This window comes from Streptomyces sp. NPDC018263, from assembly GCF_055562575.1.
Genome location: NZ_JBVHFA010000002.1, coordinates 1 through 17,929, shown reverse-complemented (window position 1 = coordinate 17,929; position 17,929 = coordinate 1). Strand labels below are relative to the sequence as shown.

Here is a 17,929-nt window from a genome sequence, read left to right as displayed (position 1 = left end):
CCACAACCGACCGAGTGCCCGGTGTCGTTGCCTCAGGTGTGGTTGACAGACATGTGCGGTACACCCATACGATCGACGGCGGACGGGCCTGCCACGCGGCGGGCTCCTTCGGTCGCGTTGAGGGACGCGGCACGTGACGACGCAGGCCACCGGCCGCACCGTACGCCAGTACGAGTGCCACCGGACGGTCGCCCACGTCCGCACCTCCCTCCCCGGAGCGTCTACCGATGGCCACGCCTTCCGACGTCACCTCCCCTTCTCTGCTGAAGCCCCCGGCTGACGCGCCGCCCTCCGACGACACCGAGCTGCCCCGGATCGTGCCGCGCCGGCACCTCGGCCGCTGGATCGCCGCGGCGGTCGCGCTGCTGGTCCTGGCCATGGTGCTCAACTCCGTGGTGCGCAACGACGCCTTCCAGTGGCAGGTGGTGGGGCAGTACTTCACCACCGCCGCCGTGCTGGACGGGCTGCTGCTCACCCTGTGGCTGACGGCCGCCGTGATGGTGCTGGCGTTCCTGCTCGGCACCGGTATCGCGGTGCTCCGCCTCTCCGCCAACCCGGTGCTGCGCACGCTGAGCTGGGGCTATGTGTGGATCTTCCGCTCGACGCCGCTGCTGGTGCAGTTGCTGTTCTGGTTCAACATCGGCGCGCTGTACCCGACGCTCGGCGTCGGCATCCCGTTCGGCCCCGAGTTCGTCACCGTCAAGACGGTGAACCTGCTCGGCCCGACCCTGACCGCGCTGATCGGCCTCACCCTGCACGAGACGGCGTACGCGGCCGAGGTGGTCCGGGGCGGCATCCTCTCCGTGGACGCCGGACAGACCGAGGCGGCGCAGGCGCTGGGTCTCGGCAGATGGCGCACCCTGCGCCGGATCGTCGTACCCCAGGCGATGCGCTCCATCGTGCCGACGGCCGGGAACATGCTGATCGGCACCCTGAAGGGCACCAGCATCGTCAGCGTGCTGGCCGTGCACGACCTGTTGTTCTCCGTCCAGTTGATCTACAACCGGACCTACCAGGTCATCCCTCTGCTGCTGGTCGCCACCGTCTGGTACATCGCGGTGACGTCGGTGCTCAGCGTGGGCCAGTACCACGTCGAGCGGTACTACGGCCGGGGCGCCGCCCGCGCCCTGGCGCCCACTCCGCTCGCCCGGCTCGGACCCTGGCTCACCGTGCTGCGCGCCCGCACCCGCCGCCCCTCCACCGGGGGTGACCGGTGAGCGCGCGCACCCTGGTCGTCGTCGGCGCGGGACCGCGCGCCACCGGGCTGCTGGAGCGCATCGGCGCCAACGCGCCCGAACTCTGGTCCGGTGCACACGAGTTGCGCGTCCATCTGGTGGACCCCCATCCGCCCGGTCCGGGCCGGGTCTGGCGGGAGGAGCAGTCGCCGCTGTTGCGGATGAACTCCATGGCCGAGGACGTCACCATGTTCACCGACGAGACCTCCACCGTGGACGGCCCGGTGCGCCCCGGCCCGTCGCTGGCCGAGTGGGCGGCCCAGTTCGCCGCGCCGGACGCCCCGCGCTTCACCCCGTACGCGGAACCTGCCGACCCGGAGGTGCTCGCCGAGCTCCGCGCCCTGGGCCCGGCCGACTTCCCGACCCGGCGCGCCCAAAGCGCCTATCTGCACTGGGTGTTCCGGCGCGCGCTGGCCGATCTGCCGCCCTCGGTGACCGTCGAGTGGCACCGCACCACCGCGACCTCGGTCACCGGTCCTGCGGACGGCCCCCAGGAGGTCCGCCTGGCCGGGCGGAGCGACCCGCTCCGCGCCGACCTGGTGATACTGACCCAGGGCCATCTGGGCTCGACTCCCGCCCCGGCGCACCGGGTTCACGCCGATTTCGCCCGCCGGCACGGGCGCTTCCATCTGCCGCCCGCCTTCTCCGCCGACGCCGACCTGTCCGGCCTGCGGCCCGGTGAGGAGGTCGTGCTGCGCGGCTTCGGGCTGGCGTTCATCGACCTGATGGTGCTGTTCACCGAGGGCCGGGGCGGCGCCTACCGCACCGAACCGGACGGCACGCTGACCTACCTGCCCTCGGGCCGCGAACCCCTGCTGCACGTCGGCTCGCGGCGCGGGGTGCCCTACCACGCCAAGACCGGCTACCGGCTCCGGGGACCCCGGCCGCCGCTCCCCCGCCACTTCGGCCCGGAGGCGGTCGACGCGCTGGCCGCCGGGGGCGGCCCGCTGGACCTGCGGCGCGATGTGTGGCCGCTGATGGCCAAGGAGATCGGATTCGGCCACTACCACGAGCTGTTCCACGCCCACCCCGAGCGCACCGCGATGCCCTGGCCGGAGTTCCTGGCCGCCTACGACCGATTCGACTGGTACTCGGCCCAGTTGGCCGGGCTGGTCGCCACCGCCGTGCCCGACCCGGCCGACCGGCTGGACTTCGAGGCCCTGGACCGGCCGCTGGACGGACTCGTCTTCGACACCCCGGACGCCTTCCAGGAGCACCTGCGCGCCTACGCCCGCAAGGACCTGGCCCGCCGCGAGGACCCGGAGCACAGCGCCGACCTCGGCGCGTTCCTCGCGCTGCTCTCGATATACGGCCAACTGCCCGGCCTGGTCGCCTCCGGACGGCTGACGGCACGCTCGCTGGCGGACGGGCTGGACGGCTGGTGGCACGGGTTCTTCAGCTTCCTCGCCTCCGGGCCGCCCGGCTTCCGGCTGCGCGAGCTGGACGCGCTGTCCCGCGCCGGTGTGGTGCGCTTCCTCGGCGCCGACATCAGGGTCGGTACGGACGAGGCCACGGGCACCTTCACGGCGACGAGTCCCACGGTGCCGGGACACACCGTGCACGCGACCGCCCTGATCGAGGCGTATCTGCCGGGTCCGAACCTGGACCGCACCGAGGACCCGCTGCTGCGGCACCTGCACCACACCGGCGCGCTGGCGGAGGAGGTGGTGGCCGACGGCACATACCGGCACCGGTCCGGGCGAATCACCGTCTCCCCCGCAGACGGCCACCTGATCGACCCCGGTCTGGGCCGCCCGCACCCGCGCCGTATCGCCCTGGGCGCCCCCACCGACAGCCGGGCCATCGCCGCCTTCGCCCGCCCCCGCACCGACGCGCCGGCCTTCCGGCAGAACGACACGGTGGCCCGGGCGGTGCTGCGGGCGCTGGACGCCGAACCGGAGCCACATGTGCCGGAGCCACATGTGCGAGGGCCACATGGGCCGGAGCCACATGTGCGAGGGGCACACGTGCCGGAGCCACATGTGCCGGGCCCGGCCGACCGCGCGCGGGTCGGGGGCTGACGTACGAGGGGGCTGCCCGGACGGTGACCGGACAGCCCCTCCATAGCTGCCTACACCTGCGGCCCCACCGGAATGTCGCCGCGCAGGGTGATCCGGTGCATCACCCGGTGCTGGTCGCCGTAGTCGCGGTTGGCGTAGTGCGAGGTGCTGCGGTTGTCCCACAGGGCCACATCGCCCGGCTGCCAGCGGTGCCGGACCACATGTTCCGGCTTGGTGAGGTGTGCGTAGAGAATGTCCAGCAGCCCCCGGCTCTCGTGCTCGGAGACGCCGGTGATGTGCGAGGTGAAGCCGGGGTTCACGAACAGCCCCTTGCGCCCGCTCTCCGGGTGCACCCGCACCACCGGGTGCTCGACCGGCGTGAGCTGCGTGAACACCTCGCCTTCCCACAGGTTGCCCTTCCCCTGCCGGCGCTGGGCGAGGTAGTACCCGAACTCTCGGGACCCGTCGTGCACGGCGGTGAGGGTGTCGATGTGCGCCCGCAGCCCCGGCGACAGCGACTCGTACGCGGCCTGGCTGTCGGCCCAGTTGGTGTCGCCCCCCGTGGGCGGCAGCACCACCGCGCGCAGCACCGAGATGGCGGGCGGGCGCGGCACGAAGGTGACGTCCGTGTGCCACACGTCGGCGAAGCCGTTGTCCTGGCTGTCGAGCGAGTACACCTCGGGCGCCACGTCGCCGGAGTCGTGCACCGGGTGCCCGACCGTGACCTCGCCGAGCCGGCGGCCCAGCTCGATCTGCCCGGCGTCGTCCAGCCGGTGCTGTCCCCGCACGAAGAGGACCTTGTGGCGCACCAGGGCCTCGCGCAGCGCGAGCACGCCGTCGTCGTCCAGGCGGGCCAGCTCGATGCCGTCGATCTCGGCGCCGATGTTCGGGCCCAGTTCGGTGAGCGGCAGCCGCGTCGCCACGGGCCGGTCGCTGAGGATGCTCATACGGGTGTCCTTTCCGGTACGGTCCCGTCCGGGACCTGGGTCTTCTCTCAGTGCAGCGGTCAGGCCGCGGCGGCGCTCTTCACGGCGTGCGCGACCTCGGCGCGCAGTTCCCCGAACTCCGGTGAGCCGCGCAGCCCTTCGGCGTCCACGTCGCCGCGCGGCAGGGTGATCGGCAGGTCGAGGGCGACGGTCCCCGGGCTCCTGGTCAGCACCACGATGCGGGAGCCGAGGAACACGGCCTCCTCGGCCGAGTGCGTGACGAACACCGTGGTGCGCCCTGCCTGGGCGGCCATCCGGCGCACGTCCTCCTGGAGCCGTTCGCGGGTGAGCGCGTCCAGCGCCGCGAACGGCTCGTCGAGCAGCAGCAGCGGGTTCTCGGCGGCGAGCGCGCGGGCGATGGCGACGCGCTGCTGCTGGCCGCCGGAGATCTCCCAGACCCGGCGCGCCTCGGTGCCCTCCAGGCTGACCCGCGCCAGCAACTCGGCCCGCCGCTCGGGCCATTGGGCACGGTCGACACCCGCGTACCGCAGGGCCAGATCGAGGTTCCCGCGTACGGTGCGCCATGGGAAGAGCCTCGGCGTCTGGAACACCACGCCCGCCGTGTCGCCGGGGCGGGGATCGGTGCCCAAGACCCGCACGGTGCCCTCGGTGGGCCGCTCGAACCCGGCGATCAGCCGCAGCAGGGTGCTCTTGCCGCATCCGGAGGCGCCGACCAGGACGAGGAACTCCCCGGTGGGCACGGTGAGATCGACCGGACCGACGGCGGTCACGGCACCGTACCGATGGGTGACGTGGTCGAGCCGGACGGCGCCGTTCTCGACCTCGCGTGCGGCGACTTCTGTTTTCACCAGCTCACTTGAGGACATCGGGCAGCCCCTTGAGGTAGAACGCCTTCTCGACGGAGGTCGCGGAGGGCGCCGCGTCGATCTGCTTCTGGCCGGCCAGGAAGCGACCGGTGTCGCCGACGTAGGTCAGCAGCTTGCCGGGCCTGCCGTCGGTGCCCAGCCACTCGGCCGAGGTCACCTGCTCGGGGGTGAGGAACACGCCCTGCGCGAGCTGGGCCCGGGCGTCGGCGGCGCTGATGTTCAGCTCGGCCGCGACCGCCTTCACCGAGCCCTCGTGGTCGGACTTCAGCAGCCGCAGCGCCTCGGCCTCGGCCTTGCGCCAGGCGTCGATCGCCTTGGGGTCGCGGGCGATCAGCTCGTCCGAGACGACGGCGAGGTCCAGCGTCGGCTTGCCCGCACCGGCCACCTGCTTGCTGCTGGTGAGCTGCTTCCCCGTCTTGCGCAGCTCGTCCAGCGTGGGCAGCCAGACGTACGCGGCGTCGATGTCCCCCCGCTGCCAGGCCGCGAGGATCGCCTGCGGCTGGAGGTCGATCAGCTTGACGTCGGACGGCTTCAGCCCGGCCCTGTCCAGCGCGGCCAGCAGGCTGTAGTGCGAGGTCGACGCGAACGGCGTGGCGATCGTGCGCCCCTTCAGCCCGGCCACATCGGAGACCCCGGTGCTCTTCCGCGCCACCAGCGCCTCGTTCTCCCCCGCCACGTCGAGAATCCAGGCGACCTTGTACGGGATCGGCGACGGTCCGGATATCCCGCGCGCGAACGGGCTCGACCCGAGCGCGGCGATGTCGAGGGACTTGCCGAGGAACGCCTGGTTGACGCCGGCACCGGAGTCGAACTTGATCCAGGTGATGGTGTGGTCCGGCAGCGCCTTCTCCAGCAGCTTTCTGTTCTTGACGATCAAGTCGCCGCTGGGAAAGGCGAAGTAGCCGATGCGCAGCCGTTTCCCGGAGCCGGAAGCCGAGGCGGAGCTGTCCGTGGAGCAGCCGGTGACCGCGGCGGTGGCGGCGACGGCGAGCGCACCCGCGAGCATCTGGCGGCGGGACGGGCGGTGCGGGGCGTGGGACATGGAAGTGCCGTTTCTGTAGCGGGAGTTGGAGGAACGTCTCAGGTGCGGCCGCGCCAGGGCACGACGGCCCGCTCCAGGCGCAGCAGCAGGCCGTCGATGATCAGGCCGGAGATGCCGATGGCGATGATGCCGACGAGTACGACCGGGGTGTTGTTGTAGTTGGCGGCGTCCTTGACCATGCCGCCGATGCCGGGCAGGCCGTTGACCAACTCGGCCGCCACCAGGGAGGAGTAGGCGACCCCGACGGCCAGCCGGACGCCGGTCAGCGTCTCGGGGAGGGCGGAGGGGATCACCACGTCCCGTACGACGTCCCAGCGGGAGGCGCCGAGCGCGCGGGCGGCCTCGGTGAGTGCCTTGGGCACGGCGGCCACGGCCGTGGTGGTGGAGACGGCGACCGGCGGGAACGCGGCCACGGCCAACAGGGTGATCTTCGGCTCCTCGTTGATGCCGAGCCAGATGATCAGCAGGGAGAAGTACGCCAGCGGGGGCAGCGTCCGCAGGAAGGTGATCCAGGGCTCGAACAGCGAGCGCACCCATCCGACGGTGCCCATCATCAGCCCGAACACCACTCCGGCGGCGATGCCGATACCGGCGCCGAACGCGATGCGGCGCAGGCTGATGCCCAAGTGCTCGATGAGATAGGTGCCGTTGTAGCCCCGGACGCCGTCGTGCGTGGTCGACACGTCGATGAAGGCCCGCCACACCCTGGCCGGCGGCGGCACCAGTGTCTCGCTCCAGGTGCCGCTCACCGCGAGGAGTTGCCACAGGAGCAGGAACAGGACGAGAGAGCCGAGGGGAAGTGCCGTACGCCGCAAGGCTGTTGAGGCGCGGCGGGGTCGGGGCGCGGCGGCGGCCGGGAGCGGGTCGGCCTTCTCCGGGCGCAGGGAAAGGGACACGGGCGGCCTCCAGGGGGCCTCGTAACAGCGGCGGTGCGAGTAAGCGGGGACAGCGAAGTGCCGCCTGCACAGCGGGAGAGACCGGTCCTGCGAGCCACAACTCGCTGGAAACCGCGCCGGGTTACCTCACCGGGCGGAGCGGACCGTCGTAAAACGCGCGGACAGCGGCGGTCAGCGACAACACGCGGCCGGGCGTCGGCACAGGTCGATGACCAGGCGTCGCACCAGCGGCATGGGATTCATGGGGCCCTTTTCTACCCCAGCCGGGGCTCACCACCAAGAGGTGTCCACGAAGTGGACCACAGGGCGGGACGGGTGGCGCGAGAGGGCGCCGGGAGAAACGTTCTGACTGGACAGGGCGCCGAACCGCCCGGTGACCCGAGCGGCTTTCACTCGTTTGCCGTAGCACCAGCTCCGCCCGCCCCCGGTCGTGGAAGGCAGTCGCCCGATGGTCCTGTCCTCGCTCAGCCGTTCCCCGCACGGTTCGCGCAGCCGCCTGCTGCACGCCGAGCGCAGACTCGGCGAGCGGTACGCGGAGCTGGTCCGCCTCGCCTACCTCGTCCTTCCGGCCTCCCTCGGCCGGCACCGCCGGGTGCTCGCCGCGCACTCGCTGGTGCAGCGCAGCCTGCCCGACGCCACGCCCGCCGTACCGGCGCCCCGCGCGCCAAAGGCCGACCGGGACCGGTCGCTGCGGGTGGCGGTGGTGCGCGGGGCGCTGGCCCAGTGCCGGCGGCCCCGGCTGTGGCCCGAGGGGGCCCGGCCGCCCAGGCTGCTGGTGCCCCGGCTGCCCGTGGTGCTGGGGCTGCGGCTGGCGCCGCGTTCGGGTGGGGCCGAGGAGATGGCGCTCGGCCAGGCCCTCTCCGACCTCTCCGCCCCGGCCCGCGCCGCTTTCGTCCTGCTCCGCGTGGAGGGCCTCACGGCCGACCACGCGCGCGGTGTCCTGGAGGCGGCCGGGGTGGACGGGGCGCAGGTGGCGGTACGGGACGCGGCCCGGCTCGACACCTCGCTGGGGGCGACCGCGGCGGCGGTGCTCACCTCGGACGAGTTCGACGCCTGCACCCTGCGCGCCCACCCCACCGACCTGGTCCGCCGCCGGCGCCGGGCGCGCCTGGCCGCGCTCGCCGTCCTGGCGGGCGCCCTCGCGGTGGGCGGACTGGCCGCCGTCCGGCACTCGGCGCCGGACACGCCGGGGTCGTACGCGCTCAAGCCCCGGTCCGCCGATCTCGTCCGGGTCGGGCCGGCCGAGTGGGCGGACACCTCGCGGGTGGACTTCACCGCCTGGCCCGCGCGCGGGGACCGGGTGCGCGACCGCGCGCTGCTGGACCGGGCGCTGGCCGTCTGGGCCGACCCGCCGTCCGGTACGCGGGTCGACCGCGCCCCGGGCACCCCGGCCGATCCCCCGCCGCGCGCCCCGCGCCTGCTGTACGCCGGGTCGGTGAGCGGGCACGCGGTGGTGGTCTTCCACGACGGCCAACGCCTCGTGCGGTACGGCGAGTCGGGCACCGGTGAGCGGCTCGCGCTGGCCCGCGTGGACGACGCCGACGTGACGACGGCCGCGGCCGTGGTGCTGGAGGAGCGGGGCGGCGCGGTGCGGTATCTGCTGGCGCCGTGGGTGACGGAGTCCTCGGTGCGCGATCTGACCCGGCCGGACTCTCCCGCGCGGCCGCTCTCCGTGGCGTGGGACGGGGTCACCGCACCGGTGCCCCGGTGGACGGGCGGCGGCTGCGGACGGCGCCCGGCGCTGCAATTGCGGTCGTCCCCGGCGATCGCCGAGCACCACGCGTTCCTCCTGGCCGACCTCGGCGGACTCACGCTCGCGCACCTGACGTACACCCCCCTGCCGGGCCACGGCTCACCGCCCGCCCGCCAGCCGCGCGAGGCGACCGGTCCCGCCGCGCTGCGGGCCTGGGGGCAGACCGGCTGCGACCTGGACTCGGCGGGCGGCTCGGGGGTACGGGCGGTCAACGCCTGGGACTTCGCCGAGCAGAACCTCCCGGACGGCGGGGGCCACGCGGTGTGGACGTGCGCGCGGGCGGACACCTGGCAGGGTCCGGGCAACATCACCGTCTCGCTGCGCCGGCCGGGCGAGAAGGCGCAGGTGGTGACGCGGGTGCGGTCGACGGCCGCGTGCAGCAGGTTCGGCCGACATGTCGTCGCCGCCACGCACTGGAGGTCCCCGCGCGGCCACTGGTACGTGCTGGCGGCGGGCAGCCGCGCCGTCACCTCGCTCACCCTCACCGGCGAGGTGTCGGCCACCCGGAGCGGGCACACCCTGGCGGTCCGGGCACCCAAGGACGCCTCCGCGAGGGTCCGGGCCCGCCTGACCTCGGGCGAGAGGCTGCCGGAGGTCGGTTCCGGGCCGTCCGGGGGTACCCGGCCGTAGCGGCGACCCGCTGCCCGACCCCGGGAGATCGACCATGGTCCACGTCCGACGTTCCTTCACCGTCCCCCGCCCCCTGCCCGCGGTGAACGCCTACCTGGCGGACTTCGCCCACGCCGTGGACTGGGATCCCGGCACCCAGGAGTGCGACCGCACGAACGGCACCGGCACCCCCACCGAGGGCGCCACCTGGCACAACGTCTCCGAGTTCCGAGGCCGGAGCACCGAACTCGAGTACCGCCTCGACCATCGCTCCGAGGACCGCCTCACCTTCATCGGCACCAACAAGACGGCCACCTCCACCGACGACATCACCCTCCGCCCCACCCCCGAGGGCACCGAGATCACCTACGACGCCACCATCCGGTTCCACGGCCTGGCCCGCCTCGCCGACCCCTTCCTCCGCAACGAGTTCGAACGCCTCGGCGACAAGATCACCCACACCATGCCTAAGGCCATCGAGTCGGCGGTGCCGCCGAGTTGAGGTGGATGGTGAAGTTCCACCTCGGACGGATCAGCCTCGACCCGGTTGCGCGGCTGACTGAGCCCTTCCACGGTCAGCAGTCGTACTGGGCAACTCCGGGCAGCGCAGCCGCCGCTGCCCGGCCGACCCTCTCTCGCCGGCTCAGCGCGGCGCGGATGCGCATGCGAACGGCGAACAACCCGAGAGGGGCGCTCCGGGGAGCGGCAGACTCTGTGTCAGCTCACATGCGACGTCACACGTCGCCCACGCGGTCGAGATCGTCGCTCCGCTCCGGTGCGCCGGCCGGCACGACCGCTCGTGGGCCGCGCCACGGGTGGGCGATCGGCCCCGACACCGACCGCCACCACGCGTCGGACGGCACCCGGTCGCCCGGCTCGAAGGGCTCGCCCGGGCGGGGGGAGGCGACGACCTGGCCGACCGCCTCGCCCGCGTCCTTCGTCCACTCACCCGGTTCCGCCCACGCGTGCATCGCCAGGTTGAAGGTGCCCCAGTGGATGGGGAGGAGGACGCCGTGGGGGGTGTCGGACTGGAGGTCGAGGTGGGCGCGGACGCCTTCCTCGGGGGTCATGTGGATGTCGGGCCAGTAGGGGCTGTACGCGCCGATCTGGATCATGGTGACGTCGAACGGGCCGTGGGCCGCGCCGATGTCCTTGAAGCCGTCGAAGTAGCCGGTGTCGCCGCTGTGGTAGACGCGGTGCCGCTCGCCCGCGACGACCCAGGAGGCCCACAGGGTGTGCTGGGTGTTGCGCAGGCCGCGGCCGCAGAAGTGGCGGGCCGGGGTCGCGGTGAGCCGCACCCCGCCGACCTCGGTGGACTCGTGCCAGTCCAGCTCGCGCAGCCGGTCCGGGGACACCCCCCAGTGTTCGAGGTGCGCGCCCACGCCCAGCGGGACGGCGAACAGGGTGTCGGTGCCGGCCAGCGCCTTGATGGTGGGCAGGTCCAGGTGGTCGTAGTGGTCGTGGGAGATGACCACCACGTCGACCGGGCCGAGCGCGGCCAGCGGCAGCGGGGCGGGGTGCAGCCGCTTGGGCCCGGCGAAGGGGAACGGTGAGCACCGCTCACCCCAGACCGGGTCGAACAGCACCCGGCGCCCGTCGATCTCCACCAGCACACTGGAATGTCCGAGCCATGTCACCCGCAGGCCGCTCACCGGCGGTTTGGCCAGATCGGCCACCGTGGTCGGATGCACCGGGATCGTGCCCCGCGGCGCGCGGACGGGACGCGTGTCCTTGTCGAAGAACGCCTTGGCGAGATCCAGCGTGGAGCCGGAGGGCCGGGTACGGGCCGTGCCGCCGGGGTTCTGGAAGACGCCGTCCTTGAAGTGCGGGGAGCGCCGGATGCGGGCGAGGCGCTCACCGCTCGGTTCCGCGCCGAAGGCTTCGGGCTGTAGCGCGCGGAGCCCGGAGCTCAGGGAAAGCGGACCGGACACGGTACCTCCAGGTGGAGTCGCTCAGGGCTCCATGGTCGACGGCGACTGCGGCGGCCCGAAGCCGCCGCGGGCCGGGCTGCCCGGCCACAAGTCCCAACGCCCACGCGGCCCTCACTGTTCCCGGACAGTGTTCCGGCCCCGCCCCACCACGAGGGGTCGGTCCCGTTGCGCCTGTACGACGTCCAGGCGACGAAACCGCCGCCCCCACAGTGCGGGGGCGGCGGCAGACCTCACCGACGACAGACCTCACGCCACCGAGGCGATCCGCATCCGGATGTCGCTCGGCGACAGCGCGCCCTTGGCCACCACGTGGTCCCCGGAGGACTCGCCGCGCAGCCGGCGCCCGATCCACGGCACCAGATGCGTACGCGCCCAGTGCACGTCGTCGCGCCGGATCTCCAGCGTGCCGCGCGGCGGCAGTACCGGCCACTCCTGCTCGGGGTCGGCCGGTATCTCCAGCCCCAGCGCCTGGCCCGCGCGCAGCGCGACCCGGGTGTGGCCCTCGGGCGAGAGATGCAGCCGGTCGCCGTCCCACGCCCGGCGGTCCTGCACGGACTTCAGGGACCACAGGTCCAGCACGGGGCAGTTGTACCGGTCAGCGATGGCCCGTACATGACCGTTGTACGTGGCGATCTTGCCGCGCAGATGCTTGAGCAGCGGGACGCCGCGGGTGTCGAAGCCGGTCGCCACCAGCACGGTGCCGGCGCCCGCCGCGAGCTGGGCCACGGCGCGCTCGAAGCGCTCGGCCGTCTCGTCGGGGTCGGTGCCGGGGCGGATGATGTCGTTGCCTCCGGCGCAGATGGAGACGAGGTCCGGGGCGAGCGCCGCCGCCCTGGGCACCTGGTCCGCCGCGATCTGGTCGAGCAGCTTCCCCCGCACGGCGAGGTTGGTGTATCTGAAGTCGCCTTCGGGCCGCCGGTCGGCGAGGAGTACCGCGAGCCGGTCGGCCCAGCCGACGAACGCCCCGTCGGGGCCGGGGTCGCCGACGCCTTCGGTGAAGCTGTCCCCCACCGCGACGTACGACCCGATCACTGTCCTGTTGTCATTCTCCATATCGTCTGCCACATCGGACCATGATTCACCTTGGGATGTGACCTACGCGACCGTAAGCAGGGGTTGACGAACGGTGAGATAAGCCACGCTTAAAGAATTTGCCAATCCCGGAATAGCGCTGTGCGCAGTCCTGTTGGACGGGCGATCACGGGGTCGGAGCGGCGGAAATCCGATGTCGTATCGTCGGCGGTGCGCCCGTCGACGAGCCGCGTGGCGGGGCGGAGCCTCCAGGAGCACCCGTGACGCAGCAGGTCCCCTCGACCGAACCCGAGCTGTCCGCCGTCCGCAATTTCCGTGACGTGGGCGGCCTGCCGACGGTGGACGGGCGCAAGGTACGGCACGGGGTGCTGTTCCGCAGCGGGCACCTGGCGCACGCGACCGAGGAGGACGCGGCCTACCTCGCCTCCCTCGGCCTGCACACGGTCTTCGACTTCCGCAACTCGGCCGACCAGCGCCTGGAGGGCCCCGACGTCGAGCTGCCCGGCGTGCGGAACGTGAACGTCCCGCTGAGCGACCCGGCCGACGGCGCCGAGTTCTGGCGGATGGTCCGCGACGGCGACCTGGACCAGTTGCGGCACATCCTGTCCGACGGCAAGGGCGCGGGCCGCATGATCGCCTCGTACCGGAAGATCGTCACCGAGCGCACCGCCGAGCACTCCCGCGTGCTGCACGCGCTGGCCGAGGACAGCGTGCCCGCGCTGATGCACTGCGCGGCCGGCAAGGACCGGGCGGGCATCTCGGTGGCGGTGACGCTGCTGGCGGTGGGCGTGGAGCGGGACGCGATCACCGCCGACTACCTGGAGTCCAACGCCAAGCACCGCCGCTACAAGGTCCGCCGCAGCGGCGACCAGGCCAGCGCGTACACGCCCGAGGTGATGGAGCTGCTCAGCCCGCTCTTCGACGCCCGCGCGGAGTACCTGGCGGCGGCCTTCGACAGCATCGACGACACCTGGGGCGGCGTGGACGCGTACCTGGAGCGGGGGCTGCGGCTGTCGGACGCCGCGCGGGAGCGGCTGCGCGAGCGCCTGGTGGACTGACCCGAGGGCAGCGCCTCAGCCCTTGGCGCCCAGGGAGAACAGCAGGTAGAGGAAGGCGGCCAGGACATGGCCGAGGGCGACGTACACGACGAGCCGGACCCACAGGGAGCGGGGCAGCTTCTCTTCCATGTCACTCATGACGGCTCTCCGGTCGGATGGCCCAGGCACAGGGTGGCCGTGGGGCTCTGCAGCAGGGTGTGGACGAACAGCAGCTCCACGCCGTCGGGGTCGTCGGCGTTGAGGCGGTGCGGGGTCAGCGAGTCGAAGTGGGCGCTGTCGCCGGGCGTGAGCAGATGCGCGCTGTCCCCGAGGCGCAGCCGCAGCCGGCCGGTGAGGACGTACAGCCACTCCTCGCCGGGGTGGACGCGCACGATGTCGCCCTGGGCGCGGTACGGCACCCGTACCCGCAGGGCCTGCATGCCGCGGCCGGGGGCGCCGGCCTGGAAGTAGGTCCAGCCGGCGGCGCGGGTGGGTTCCATGTCGGCGGCGCGCACGATGGCGTCCCGGTCGGCGGCCGTCTCACCGAGCAGGTCGGAGACCGTCGTACCGTAGATACGGGCGAGGGCCAGGAGCATCGGCAGCGAGGGCTGGCGGTGTCCGGTCTCCAGCCGGGAGAGGTGCGCCGGGGAGAGCCCGGCGGCCCCGGCCGCGGCCTCCAGGGTGAGGCCGGCCCGGCGGCGCAGGGCGCGCAGTTGCGGCGCCACGGCGGGCAGGTCGTCGCCCTGGCCCGCCGGGGAGGCCGCTTCGGAGGCGTTCATGCCTCCATTGAGCCCGACTTTTGCCTGTCGGGCAATTTCCTTGCCTCAGAGGCAAAAATCCGCGGCTGAGGAGCCTCAGCGTCCGGCGACCGCCTGCTTGATCAACGTCCGCCCGAAGTCCCACATCAGGCCGCCGCCGCTGTGCGCGTCGTCCATGACGGCGGTGAAGGCGTCCACGAACCGCTCCACGTCCGCCTCGTCGATCACCAGCGGCGGGATCAGCTTGATCACCTCAAGGTGGTCGCCGGAGACCTGGGTGAGAATCCGGTGCCGCTGGAGCAGCGGGACGACGACCATCTGCGCGAACAGCCCCTTGCGGGCGGCCTGGAGCATGGTCCAGCGGCCGCGCAGCTTCAGCGAGTCGGGGCGGCCGAACTCGATGCCGATCATCAGCCCCCGCCCGCGCACGTCGGCCAGCAGCTCGTACGTGCCGATGAGCGCGGCCAGCCGGGACTTCAGCAGCTCGCCCATGGTCCGGGCGCGGGCAACGATCTGCTCGTCCTCCATGACGGAGAGCACCGCGAGCCCGGCGGCCATGGCCTGGGCGTTGGCGCCGAAGCTCGCGGAGTGCACCAGGACCCGGTCCATGGACGAGTAGACCTTCTTGAAGATCCAGTCCTTGCCGAGCGTGGCACTGACCGGCACATAGCCGCCGGAGAGCGACTTGGCGACGCACACCAGGTCGGGCTCGACGCCGTCCTCGTGCTGGTAGGCGTAGAAGTCACCGGTACGGCCGAGCCCGGTCTGCACCTCGTCGGCGATGAGCAGTGCCTTGTGCCGGTGCAACAGCTCCTGTGCGGCGCGGAGACAACCGGGCGGGGCCTCGTGCACACCCTTGCCCTGGATGGGCTCCACGATGAGGGCCGCGACATCGCCCTTCTTCAACTCCCTCGCCAGGGCGTCGAGATCACCGAGAGGTACGGCGGTGTCGGGGAGCAGGGGCGCGAATCCGTCCCGGAAGCCGTTCTCACCGTTGACCGACAGGGAGCCGGTGGTGAGGCCGTGGAAGGCGTGGTCGCAGTAGAGGACGCGGGGGCGGCCGGTGGCGAAGCGGGCGAACTTCAGCGCGGTCTCCACGGCCTCGGTGCCGCTGTTGCCGAAGAACACCCGGTCCAGGTGCGGGCTGTGGGCCAGCAGGCGTTCGGCGAGCAGGCCGGGCAGCGGCTGGCAGTCGAAGCGGGTGAGGTCGGCGAGGTTCAGGTCGAGCACGTCGTGCAGGGCCTTGCGGACGACCGGGTGGTGGCGGCCGAGGCCCATCACGCCGAACCCGGCGAGCATGTCGAGGTAGTCGTTGCCCTCGGCGTCCCAGAAGTGGGCGCCCTCGGCGCGCTCGTAGACCTTGTCGAAGCCGATGGTGTGCAGCATGCGCGGGAGCTGGGGGTTGAGATGGCGCGTGTGCAGGTCGTAGCGCTCGGCTCCGCGCGCGGCGAGGAGGGCTTCGAGGTCGAACTCCGTGCTCATTCAGCTCTCCTGGTTCTGCCGTGCGCCGACGTCCTTGACGGCGAGGCTCGCGCTGATCCGTCCGGCGATCTCCACCGGCGTGAGACCGATGTCGGCCAGCACCTCGCTCCGTTTGGCGTGCGCGAGGAACTGGTCCGGGATGCCGAACCGCCGTACGGGCACGTCCACGTCGGCGTCCCCTAGGGCCAGCGCCACGGCCGAACCCACGCCCGCCGCACGGCTGTTGTCCTCGACCACGGCCACCAGCCGGTGGACGGCGGCCAGTCCGGGCAGCGCCGGGTCGACGGGCTTGACCCAACGCGGGTCCACCACCGTGCAGTTGATTCCCCGCGCCCCGAGCAGCGAGGCGACCTGGAGGCAGACCGGCGCCATCACACCGGCGGAGACCAGGAGTACGTCCGGCTCGTCGTCCCGGTGGAGGACGTCCATGCCGCCGATGTGCCCGAGGGCCGGGATCTCGGGGCCGACGGACTCCTTGGGGAAGCGGACCAGGGTGGGCGCGTCGTCCACGGCGACCGCCTCGCGCAACTGGGCGCGGAGCTGGGCCGCGTCGCGCGGGGCGGCGATCCTCAGGCCGGGCACGACCTGGAGGATCGACATGTCCCACATGCCGTTGTGCGAGGCGCCGTCGACGCCGGTGACCCCGGCGCGGTCCAGCACGAAGGTCACCCCGCAGCGGTGCAGGGCCACGTCCATCAGCAGTTGGTCGAAGGCGCGGTTGAGGAAGGTCGCGTAGACGGCGACGACCGGGTGCACTCCCCCGGTGGCCAGGCCCGCCGCGGAGACGGCCGCGTGCTGTTCGGCGATCCCGACGTCCCAGACCCGGTCGGGGAACCGCGCGGCGAAGGGACCGAGGCCCACCGGGTGCAGCATGGCCGCCGTGATGGCGACGACGTCCTCGCGCTCCTCCCCGATCCGGACGATCTCCTCGCCGAACACCGAGGTCCACGACGGGCCGCCGGACGGGCTGAGCGGGGCGCAGGTCAGCGGGTCCATCACGCCGACGGTGTGGAAGTGGTCCTCCTCGTGCGCCAGGGCCGGCGCGTATCCGCGCCCCTTCTCGGTGAGGCAGTGCACCAGCACCGGTCCGTGGAACCGCTTGGCCCGGCGCAGCGCGGACTCGACGGCGCCGATGTCGTGGCCGTCGATGGGGCCCACGTACTTCAGCCCCAGGTCTTCGAACATGCCCTGCGGGGCGAAGGCGTCCTTGAACCCCTTCTTGGCGCCGTGCGCGGCCTCGTACAGCAGGCCGCCGACGAGCGGGGTGCGCTGGAGCGCCTCCTTGCCCCAGGCGAGGACCCGCTCGTAGCCGTCGGTGGTGCGCAGCGTGGCGAGGTGGTTGGCGAGGCCGCCGATCGTGGGCGCGTAGGAGCGCTCGTTGTCGTTGACGACGATGATCAGCGGGCGGTCCCTGGCGGCCGCGATGTTGTTCAGCGCCTCCCAGGCCATGCCGCCGGTCAGCGCGCCGTCCCCGATGACCGCGACGACATGCCCCCGCTCCCCGAGCACCTGGTGCGCCTTGGCGAGGCCGTCGGCCCAGCCGAGGGAGGTGGAGGCGTGGCTGTTCTCCACGATGTCGTGCTCGGACTCCTCGCGCGAGGGATAGCCGGACAGGCCGCCCTTGCCGCGCAGCTTGGAGAAGTCCTGACGGCCCGTCAGCAGCTTGTGCACATAGCTCTGGTGCCCGGTGTCCCACACGATGCGGTCGGCCGGTGACTCGAAGACCCGGTGCAGGGCGATGGTCAGTTCCACCACGCCCAGGTTGGGGCCGAGGTGCCCCCCGGTCCTCGACACCGCCTCCACCAGGAACTCCCGCACCTCACCGGACAGTTCGCCCAAGTCGTCCTGTGACAGCGCCTTCAGGTCGCGTGGTCCCCGGATGCTCTCCAGAATCGTCACGCCGGCCCCCTCTCGGTCCGTGCCGTGCTCTGCCTCAACTCACCTGATCCGCGGCGCCGGTCTTCTCGGCCAGCCGCATGGCCTCCTCGATGAGGGTCTCCACGATCTTCGATTCCGGGACGGTCTTGATGACCTCGCCCTTCACGAAGATCTGCCCCTTGCCGTTGCCGGAGGCCACCCCGAGGTCGGCCTCGCGGGCCTCGCCGGGACCGTTCACCACACAGCCCATGACCGCGACGCGGAGCGGGACCTCCATGCCGGTCAGGCCCGCCGTGACCTCCTCGGCCAGCTTGTAGACATCCACCTGGGCCCGCCCGCAGGAGGGGCAGGACACGATCTCCAGGCCACGCTGCTTGAGGTTCAGCGACTCCAGGATCTGCAGACCCACCTTGACCTCCTCCGCCGGGGGCGCCGACAGGGAGACGCGGATGGTGTCGCCGAT

General features: G+C 72.5%; 16 protein-coding genes. 5 read left to right on the top strand and 11 right to left on the bottom strand.

Features of this window, described 5'->3' with window-relative positions:
- Positions 1 to 227 precede the first annotated feature (227 nt).
- Both ACZ3HQ_RS04830 and ACZ3HQ_RS04825 read left to right on the top strand, forming a co-directional pair.
- Positions 228 to 1,217 (top strand): amino acid ABC transporter permease, encoded by a 990-nt coding sequence (locus ACZ3HQ_RS04830; protein WP_467508046.1) that lies wholly within the window; start codon positions 228 to 230, stop codon positions 1,215 to 1,217.
- A complete protein-coding gene (locus tag ACZ3HQ_RS04825; protein ID WP_467508044.1) occupies positions 1,214 to 3,256 on the top strand; it encodes an FAD/NAD(P)-binding protein in 2,043 nt (680 codons plus the stop codon). Before ACZ3HQ_RS04830 ends, ACZ3HQ_RS04825 begins: the two co-directional genes overlap by 4 nt.
- A gap of 50 nt (positions 3,257 to 3,306) precedes the next feature.
- Here ACZ3HQ_RS04825 and ACZ3HQ_RS04820 read toward each other — a convergent pair whose 3' ends face one another.
- Genes ACZ3HQ_RS04820 through ACZ3HQ_RS04805 form a run of 4 tightly spaced genes read right to left on the bottom strand, consistent with a single transcriptional unit; the run spans position 3,307 to position 6,974 of the window.
- Complete coding sequence (locus ACZ3HQ_RS04820; RefSeq protein ID WP_467508042.1) at positions 3,307 to 4,182, bottom strand: TauD/TfdA dioxygenase family protein; 876 nt, start codon at positions 4,180 to 4,182, stop codon at positions 3,307 to 3,309.
- A 59-nt stretch (positions 4,183 to 4,241) separates the two neighbouring features.
- Positions 4,242 to 5,048, bottom strand: a complete 807-nt coding sequence (locus tag ACZ3HQ_RS04815) for an ABC transporter ATP-binding protein (RefSeq protein WP_467508040.1) — start codon at positions 5,046 to 5,048, stop codon at positions 4,242 to 4,244.
- Entirely contained in the window at positions 5,035 to 6,090 is a 1,056-nt protein-coding gene (locus ACZ3HQ_RS04810) for a taurine ABC transporter substrate-binding protein (protein ID WP_467508038.1), read from the bottom strand. Before ACZ3HQ_RS04810 ends, ACZ3HQ_RS04815 begins: the two co-directional genes overlap by 14 nt.
- 38 nt (positions 6,091 to 6,128) lie before the next feature.
- A complete protein-coding gene (locus ACZ3HQ_RS04805; protein WP_467509039.1) occupies positions 6,129 to 6,974 on the bottom strand; it encodes an ABC transporter permease in 846 nt (281 codons plus the stop codon).
- A gap of 460 nt (positions 6,975 to 7,434) precedes the next feature.
- Between ACZ3HQ_RS04805 and ACZ3HQ_RS04800 the strand changes: the two genes are divergently transcribed.
- Positions 7,435 to 9,369, top strand: a complete 1,935-nt coding sequence (locus ACZ3HQ_RS04800) for a hypothetical protein (RefSeq protein ID WP_467508036.1) — start codon at positions 7,435 to 7,437, stop codon at positions 9,367 to 9,369.
- Positions 9,370 to 9,403: 34 nt separating this feature from the next.
- Positions 9,404 to 9,850 carry an SRPBCC family protein gene (locus ACZ3HQ_RS04795; RefSeq protein ID WP_467508034.1) on the top strand — a complete coding sequence of 149 codons (447 nt, stop codon included), beginning with the start codon at positions 9,404 to 9,406 and terminating at the stop codon, positions 9,848 to 9,850.
- A gap of 232 nt (positions 9,851 to 10,082) precedes the next feature.
- Here the strand turns inward: ACZ3HQ_RS04795 and ACZ3HQ_RS04790 are convergent, their stop codons facing one another.
- On the bottom strand, positions 10,083 to 11,279 hold the full coding sequence (locus ACZ3HQ_RS04790) for an MBL fold metallo-hydrolase (RefSeq protein ID WP_467508032.1): 1,197 nt from the start codon (positions 11,277 to 11,279) through the stop codon (positions 10,083 to 10,085).
- A 246-nt stretch (positions 11,280 to 11,525) separates the two neighbouring features.
- The gene (locus tag ACZ3HQ_RS04785) at positions 11,526 to 12,311 is read right to left on the bottom strand and encodes an SGNH/GDSL hydrolase family protein (RefSeq protein WP_366572586.1); all 786 of its coding nucleotides are present in this window, start codon (positions 12,309 to 12,311) and stop codon (positions 11,526 to 11,528) included.
- A 260-nt stretch (positions 12,312 to 12,571) separates the two neighbouring features.
- Here ACZ3HQ_RS04785 and ACZ3HQ_RS04780 point away from each other — a divergent pair, with 260 nt between their 5' ends.
- Positions 12,572 to 13,369, top strand: a complete 798-nt coding sequence (locus ACZ3HQ_RS04780; protein WP_467508030.1) for a tyrosine-protein phosphatase — start codon at positions 12,572 to 12,574, stop codon at positions 13,367 to 13,369.
- A gap of 15 nt (positions 13,370 to 13,384) precedes the next feature.
- Here the strand turns inward: ACZ3HQ_RS04780 and ACZ3HQ_RS04775 are convergent, their stop codons facing one another.
- From ACZ3HQ_RS04775 to ACZ3HQ_RS04755, 5 genes are all read right to left on the bottom strand, one after another.
- Positions 13,385 to 13,507, bottom strand: coding sequence for a DUF6126 family protein (locus tag ACZ3HQ_RS04775; RefSeq protein ID WP_391293363.1), 123 nt, complete (start codon positions 13,505 to 13,507; stop codon positions 13,385 to 13,387).
- A complete protein-coding gene (locus ACZ3HQ_RS04770; RefSeq protein WP_467508028.1) occupies positions 13,504 to 14,127 on the bottom strand; it encodes a helix-turn-helix domain-containing protein in 624 nt (207 codons plus the stop codon). Before ACZ3HQ_RS04770 ends, ACZ3HQ_RS04775 begins: the two co-directional genes overlap by 4 nt.
- A gap of 75 nt (positions 14,128 to 14,202) precedes the next feature.
- Complete coding sequence (locus tag ACZ3HQ_RS04765; RefSeq protein ID WP_467508026.1) at positions 14,203 to 15,588, bottom strand: aspartate aminotransferase family protein; 1,386 nt, start codon at positions 15,586 to 15,588, stop codon at positions 14,203 to 14,205.
- Positions 15,589 to 17,487 (bottom strand): 1-deoxy-D-xylulose-5-phosphate synthase, encoded by a 1,899-nt coding sequence (dxs, locus tag ACZ3HQ_RS04760; RefSeq protein WP_467508024.1) that lies wholly within the window; start codon positions 17,485 to 17,487, stop codon positions 15,589 to 15,591.
- A gap of 34 nt (positions 17,488 to 17,521) precedes the next feature.
- Positions 17,522 to 17,929, bottom strand: a 408-nt coding sequence (locus ACZ3HQ_RS04755; RefSeq protein ID WP_467508022.1) for a flavodoxin/ferredoxin-dependent (E)-4-hydroxy-3-methylbut-2-enyl-diphosphate synthase, incomplete at its 5' end; no start/stop codon positions are given.